We start from the raw sequence: 6,159 nt of genomic DNA on the forward strand, positions 1-6,159 counted from the left end.
AGCGCCGCGTCGTTCTCGGCCTGCGCGCTGGCGGACGCCGCCGGCTCGGGCAGAGCCGCCAGGGCCGGCGGCGCGGCGCGGATATGGCGCACCGGCGACGGCGGCAGCGGCGCGATCCGCGGCGGCGGCGCGCTGGCGGCCGTGGTCCGCGCCGGCAGCGCCAGATGCAGCTGGGCCGTGACGGGCGACGCTTCGGCCCGGGGCGGGTGGGGACGCTGCGCGCCGATGCGCGCGCCGACCCAGTCGATTGTCACGTAGTGCAGCGCCAGCGTAAGCGCGATTAGGAGCAGCAGGCGGCGCCGTTGCAAAAGGGAAGATACTATCGTCATGGGCGCTAGTTTAACGTGTTCGGCGCGGGGCGCGCGGTTCCGCCCGACGGCGCGGGAAATGTTGTCAAAAAACTTGAAACGGCGCCGGAATATCTGCTACGCTAGCCGCACACCCCTCAGGAGACCCACCATGTCCACTTCGAACATGCCGCACATCCCCGGCGCCGCCGTCATGACGGACACGCTCGATTTCGTCAAAAACCTGTGGGGCTCGATGAGCGTGCCCGGCCTGACGGCGCCGACCTTGTCGGTCGACGAGCTGGACAAGAAAATCAACGACCTCAAGGCGGTCGAGGCCTGGCTGAACCTGAACATGAGCATGCTGCGCGGCAGCATACAGGCGCTGGAAGTACAGCGCGGCACCATCGCCACCCTGAAGTCGGTCGGCGCCAGCATGGCCGCCGCCGTCAACCAGGGCAGCGACCACAAGTCGCTGTTCGAATCCGTGCCTTACGCGTCGGCCTTCTTCCACCACGCGGCGCCGAATCCGGCCCAGGCCGCCACCAGGGCGACGCCGCCCGCGCCGCCACCGCCGGCCGCCAGCGCGGCGCCGGAAGCGGCCAAGCCGGAACAGGCCCAGCCGGATGCCTTCAGCAACGCCGCCAACGCCGCCGCCGCGCAGCTGGCCAATCCGACGGTGTGGTGGAATTTGCTGCAGGACCAGTTCAAGCAGGCCGTGTCGACGGCCATGACGCCGGACGCCGTCAGCGGCGCGGCCGCGCGCGCCACCGAGGCGGTCGGCAAGTTCGCGACGGCGGGCGTGGCCAAGCCGGCCGGCTCGGCGGCGCATGCGGGCACCGCCGCAAAACCGGCCGCTGCCAAAACAGCCGTCAAGAAAGACCCCGCCAAGCGCGCCGCGCCGAAGCCGAGCAAGGACTGATTCCTGATGCTTTTGCCGGCTGCCTCGACCGGCCGGCGCCGGCTCAGGCCAGGCGCTGGATGCGGATCGCGTCGATCAGGCCGTCTTCCTGGCGCTGGATTTTGACGATGCTGATCAAGCCATCGTCGGCCAGCTGCTTGGCGCCGTCGTGGGCGCTTTGGAACACATCGATGGTGTCGCCTTTGGCAGCGACCGGACGGATCCAGGCGGCGCTGCCGACCTTCATTTTTTCGTAAACTTCTTTGGCGATATCGCGCATATGGTGTGGCCCTTGTTGTGTGGTTCAGGATGCCAATGCGCGGACGGGCCGCGCACCGGTTCAGTGTAATCATTCGCCGCAGCGGAAACAAGTTCCGGCTGCGCGACTGTGGTCAGGCGATCACGCCCCGGCCGCCGGCGCAAAGCCGATCGGCGACAGTTCGGCCAGCTGTTCCATCAGCTGGGCGAAGCGTAGCTGGCCCGGGGCGATGCGGTCGACATGCATCAATACCTCCGTCGCCTCGCTGGTCAGGGCGAGATCATACCCGGTCTGCTGCAATTGCGAGATGATGATCTGCGCCGAATTGAACAGGATGCGCAAATTATTCGGCAGCGCGGCGCGCGCCACCCGCATCCACTGCACGGCGTCGCCCACCTTGCCGGTCTTCCACAACAGCACGCCCTTGTTCATCATGTCGGCCGCCTCCTTGCGCGACGCCTTGATCAGCGCCTGGCCCTCCTCGCCCATGCGGGCGTGGTCGAACACGGCCTGGACGTCGTCGAGCAGGGGCATGTTGTCGTGGTTGTTGCGCGCCACGTAGCATAACAGCTCGACCGGCGCCTCCTTGACGCCGACGGCGAACAGCAGCGTGGCCATCTCCAGGCAGGTCGGCGTGTCGGGCCGTTTTTTTTCCGCCGCCAGCATCAGTTCGAGCTCGTCGCCCGACTTGCGCGCGCGCCGGTAGTCGCCGCTCTCGTGGTAGACCAGGCCCTCGGTGATCTTGGCGCGCAGCTCCAGCGTGTCGCCGGCGAAGTCGCGCACCACGGTGGCGAGCAGCCGCAGCGCCTCCCTGGCATCGTTCTTCTGGCCGAACACGCGGGCCAGGCCGAGGTAGGCGTCCGCCGTTTTCAAGATCGAATATTCGCCGATGTCTATGCATTTGCGGAAGGCTTTTTCGGCCAGCGCGATATTGCCCAGCTTGAGCGCGGCCAGGCCCAGGCTGCGCTGGCGCGGCACCGAATTGGGCGACAGCTTGGCCGCCTTTTCCAGCACGTCGCAGCTCTCCTCGAGCTTGCCCATCAGCGCGTACGACTGCGCCAGCTGGTCGAAGGCGTCGATATAAAAACGGTTTTCGGCGATCACCGACTGGAACATCTGGCGCGCCGCCTCGTGCTCGCCGTTGGCCATGCGGATCTTGCCCAGGCCGGTGCGCGCCCAGTTGTAGTCGCGCTCCTCGAGCACCCGCTCGTAGACGGCGCACGCCAGCTCGCGCTCGCCGCTCTTGAGCAGCATGGCGGCCTTCATGCGCAGCAGGTCGGTGGCGTGCAGCGGGTCGCCGGCGATGCGCCCGTCGCACAGCTTGGCCGCGCGCAGGAAATCCTTGTCGGCGAAGGCCTGGTCGATGTCGCGGAAGATTTGCTTGCGGGTCCAGACCCGGTTCAGCCGCGTCAGCAGCACGCCCTCGGTGATGGGCTTGATGATGTAGGCGTCCGGCCGGTGCTCGGCCGCGCCCATCACGGACTCGACGCTTTTTTCGGCCGACACCATCAGCCACACGCTGCTCGGCAGCAGCAAATGCTTGATGCGGCTTTCCTCCAGCACCTGCTGGCCGTTCTTGCCCTCGCCGAGGTTGTAATCGCACAGCACCACGTCGTAGTGGGTGCGCGCCAGCAGCACCATGGCTTCGCCGCCGCTGGCGGCCTGGTCGATGTGCTTGGCGCCCAGGTTGCGCAGCGATTCGCGCAGCAGCTGGCGCACGCCGGCGAAATCGTCGATCAGCAGGTAGCGCTTGTCGGCCCAGTCGACCGGCGCGTTCGGGTTGGGGGCGGACGCGGTCGCCGGCATGGTCGTCGTCGTCGGCAGCGCGGGCGTCATCGCGGGCGTCCTCCGTGGCGGCCGCTCACGGCAGGCGCAGCGTGAAGACGCCGCCGCCCAGCGCGCCGCCGTTGGACAAGGCGATGCCGCCGCGGCGCTCGCGGTGACGGTGCATCTTGGCCACCTCGCTGGCGAAGTACAGGCCCAGGCCGCTGCTATTGGTGAGGAAGTCGACCTTGGACGAGGCCAGCGCGGCCGGCAAATCCATCGCCGCCACGCCGGCCGCCAGCAGCGCCGGCGGGAAGCCGGGGCCGTCGTCCTCGACGCACAGTTGCAGCGTGTCGCCGTCGCGCAGGGCCGACAGCCGGATGCGCCGGCCGGTGTAGCGGATGGCGTTGTTGATGGCGTGGACCAGCACGCCGATCATCAGGTCTTCATCGTAGGACCAGATCAGGTCGGGCGCCACGTCGGTGTCGAGCGCGATGCCTTTGGACGCCAGCAGCACCCGCGCCTGCGACGCCACCTGGGCGATCAGCTCGCCGACCAGTTGCGGCTGCGGCTCGAACGGGTAAGAGGGTTTGCCGACGTCCTTGTACAGGGCCAGCAGCTGGATCAGGTTGTCGTTGAGGCGCTTGCTTTGGTAGAGCATCTGCGCCAGTTGCGGGTAGGCGGTGGCGGGATCGGCATGGGTGGCGTCGGCGGCATCGGCATCGGCGGCGGCGGCATGAGCGGCGGCGGCCGGCGCGCGGGCATCGAGCAGCTGTTCCAGCGTGCCGCTGAGGACACTGATGGAATTTTTCATGTCGTGCACGGTCGATGCCAGGAACAGGAACAGCTCTGGTGAGCCCGCGTGATCTTCCATCGTTGAGTTCTCCACGAAACGCGTTCGCGCCCAGCCGGCGCGCGGTTGACAGCATGCTGCCGCCGATTATAGCCCGATAGGCCGTTCACTGGCTGCGGCGGCGCGCCTTGAGCAGGAAGCGGCCGGGGTCGAGCGCGGCCGCCAGCGACACCTCCAGCGGCGGCGGCGCGCCTTCCAGTTGCGACACCAGCAATTCGGCCATCAGCGGCGCCCAGATCAGGCCGCGCGACGCGTAGCCGAGCAAGCCATACAGGCCCGGATGACGCGGCACGTCGCGCAGCCGTTCGAGCCGGCCCGCGTTCGGATAATCGGGCAGCGCGCCGGCCAGCGGCAGCCGGTCCGGCGCGGCGCAGCGGAAGCCGACGCGGCCCGCCAGCGGCGCGCCGGCCACATCGACGCCGTCCAGGATCTCGGCGACCCGCTCCAGGTTTTCGTGCTGGCTGGCGGCGCGCAGGAGGGGATCGTCGTCGTTGTCGTAGGTCGCGCCGGCCGACACGATGCCGTTCCCGGCAGGCGTCACATAGGCTTCTCGGCACACCACCAGCGGCAGCGCCGGCATGGTGGCGGCCGCCAGATGCGTGACCTGGCCGCGCAGCGCCGACAGCGGCAAATCGGCCGACTGCGCCAGCGCGCGCGCGCCGGTGCCGTTGGCCAGCACCACCGTCGGCGCCTGCGCGATCAGCGTGGCGCCGCCCGGCTGCGGCTGGCCGTGCACCTGCCACTCATCGCCGACGCGATGCAGCGTCAGCGCTTCGGCGCAAAACACGCGCTGCAGCTGCGCGCCGCAGGCCGCCAGCAGCGCCGCGCACAGCGAGGCCGGATGGACCCAGCCGCCCTGCCCGAACAGCCAGCCGCCGTGCGGCGTGGCGCGCCCGAGCAGCGCGCCGGCGGCGGCGGCGTCGAGCCAGCGCGCGTAGTCGGCCGGATAATTCCAGGCCGCGATGACATCGCGCTGCACCTGCGCGTGCGCGGCGTCGCGCGCCAGTTGCAGCACGCCGCAGCGCGCGCCGGAGAACGCGGTACCGACGCCGCCCAGCCGCTGCCACAGCCGCAGCGCATGCAGGTAGGCGGCGCGGCTCAGGCGCGTGGGGATGTTGTCGTCCTTCGACAGCAGCGGCATGAAGATGCCGGCCAGGTTGCCCGACGCTTCCTGCGCCGGCGCCGCGTGGCGTTCGACCAGCGTGACCTGCCAGCCGCTGGCGCACAGGCGCTGGCAGGCCGACGAACCGGCCAGGCCGGCGCCGATCACGATCGCGCGGCGCACCGGTTCTGGTGGCGCTTCCGCTTGCGGCTTGCGGCCCTGGTAGACCGCGCGGAGGTCATGGGTGCCGTCGACGGCCTGGCAGGCAAAGCCCGCAGACGTCAGCGCCCAGGCCAGCGCTTCGTCCGGCGACTGCGCGTCCAGGGTGGCGCCCAGCACCGCCAGCTTCGACAAGCTGCGCGCCAGCGCTGCGGGGAACGATGCCGCGACATGGAAGGCGTCCACCCGCGCGGCGATCTGCGGCAGCACCGCGACCAACGCGCCGACCAGCAGGTCCAGTGTGACGCGACCGTCGTCGAGCAGGATGCGATGGAAGCCCGGCACGTTCAGCGGCCACAGGGCGCGCAGCTGCGCGTCGGCCAGCGGATCGGCCAGCACGGCGGCCATCGCGTCGACGGACGGCACTTGCGGCGTCACCGCCAGGTAATGCAGCATGCCCTGCTGCGGCAAGGGGCGCCACTCGGCCAGGAAGCGTTCGCCGTGGCCGAACTCCGTGTCCAGAACCACCCGCCGCGTCATCGCTTGCGCGCCCGGCAGAAGCAGTCCGGCGCATGGTCGTTCACCATGCCGACGCCCTGCATGTAGGCGTAGATGATGGTCGAGCCGACAAACTTGAACCCCAGCTTGGCCAGGTCCTTGGAGATGCGGTCCGACAGTTCCGTCTTGGCCGGACGCGGGCCCTCGGCGGCGTCCAGCGGCTTGCCGCCGACGTAGGCCCACAGCCACTGGTCCAGCGTGGTGCCGCCGGCGCGCAGGCGCAGGTAGGCCTGCGCGTTGGTGATGGCCGCCGCCACCTTCAGACGGTTGCGCACG

Annotated in this window: 6 protein-coding genes and 1 pseudogene; 1 reads left to right on the forward strand and 6 read right to left on the reverse strand. The window is 69.7% G+C overall.

Annotated features, from left to right (window positions below; translation table 11 throughout):
- Positions 1-329, reverse strand: a pseudogene (locus Q0S71_RS11600) (DUF3108 domain-containing protein); the annotation flags it as partial.
- Between the two features lie 130 nt (positions 330-459).
- Here Q0S71_RS11600 and Q0S71_RS11605 point away from each other — a divergent pair.
- Positions 460-1,209 carry a PhaM family polyhydroxyalkanoate granule multifunctional regulatory protein gene (locus tag Q0S71_RS11605; protein ID WP_295995305.1) on the forward strand — a complete coding sequence of 250 codons (750 nt, stop codon included), beginning with the start codon at positions 460-462 and terminating at the stop codon, positions 1,207-1,209.
- A 43-nt stretch (positions 1,210-1,252) separates the two neighbouring features.
- On the opposite strand, the gene Q0S71_RS11610 is transcribed toward Q0S71_RS11605, so the two are convergent.
- The 5 genes from Q0S71_RS11610 to Q0S71_RS11630 form a co-directional block, all read right to left on the reverse strand.
- On the reverse strand, positions 1,253-1,468 hold the full coding sequence (locus Q0S71_RS11610; RefSeq protein ID WP_295995308.1) for a hypothetical protein: 216 nt from the start codon (positions 1,466-1,468) through the stop codon (positions 1,253-1,255).
- A gap of 120 nt (positions 1,469-1,588) precedes the next feature.
- Complete coding sequence (locus tag Q0S71_RS11615; RefSeq protein ID WP_295995319.1) at positions 1,589-3,253, reverse strand: tetratricopeptide repeat-containing response regulator; 1,665 nt, start codon at positions 3,251-3,253, stop codon at positions 1,589-1,591.
- Positions 3,254-3,308: 55 nt separating this feature from the next.
- Complete coding sequence (locus tag Q0S71_RS11620; protein ID WP_295995310.1) at positions 3,309-4,085, reverse strand: HAMP domain-containing sensor histidine kinase; 777 nt, start codon at positions 4,083-4,085, stop codon at positions 3,309-3,311.
- A gap of 85 nt (positions 4,086-4,170) precedes the next feature.
- Positions 4,171-5,865 (reverse strand): FAD-dependent 5-carboxymethylaminomethyl-2-thiouridine(34) oxidoreductase MnmC, encoded by a 1,695-nt coding sequence (gene mnmC, locus Q0S71_RS11625; RefSeq protein ID WP_295995313.1) that lies wholly within the window; start codon positions 5,863-5,865, stop codon positions 4,171-4,173.
- Positions 5,862-6,159 (reverse strand): DNA-3-methyladenine glycosylase I (locus tag Q0S71_RS11630; RefSeq protein WP_295995316.1); only part of this gene is annotated, 298 nt, incomplete at its 5' end. The genes mnmC and Q0S71_RS11630, both read right to left, overlap by 4 nt.

The organism is Rugamonas sp. (genome assembly GCF_025354735.1).
Classification (GTDB): domain Bacteria; phylum Pseudomonadota; class Gammaproteobacteria; order Burkholderiales; family Burkholderiaceae_D; genus Rugamonas.

What these genes read in the sequence shown, in the direction of transcription:
- Q0S71_RS11620 (WP_295995310.1), bottom strand. Translation starts at nt 4,085, where the DNA reads ATGGAAGATCACGCGGGCTCACCAGAGCTGTTCCTGTTCCTGGCATCG.
- Q0S71_RS11605 (WP_295995305.1), top strand. Translation starts at nt 460, where the DNA reads ATGTCCACTTCGAACATGCCGCACATCCCCGGCGCCGCCGTCATGACG.
- Q0S71_RS11610 (WP_295995308.1), bottom strand. Translation starts at nt 1,468, where the DNA reads ATGCGCGATATCGCCAAAGAAGTTTACGAAAAAATGAAGGTCGGCAGC.
- Q0S71_RS11615 (WP_295995319.1), bottom strand. Translation starts at nt 3,253, where the DNA reads ATGCCGGCGACCGCGTCCGCCCCCAACCCGAACGCGCCGGTCGACTGG.
- mnmC (WP_295995313.1), bottom strand. Translation starts at nt 5,865, where the DNA reads ATGACGCGGCGGGTGGTTCTGGACACGGAGTTCGGCCACGGCGAACGC.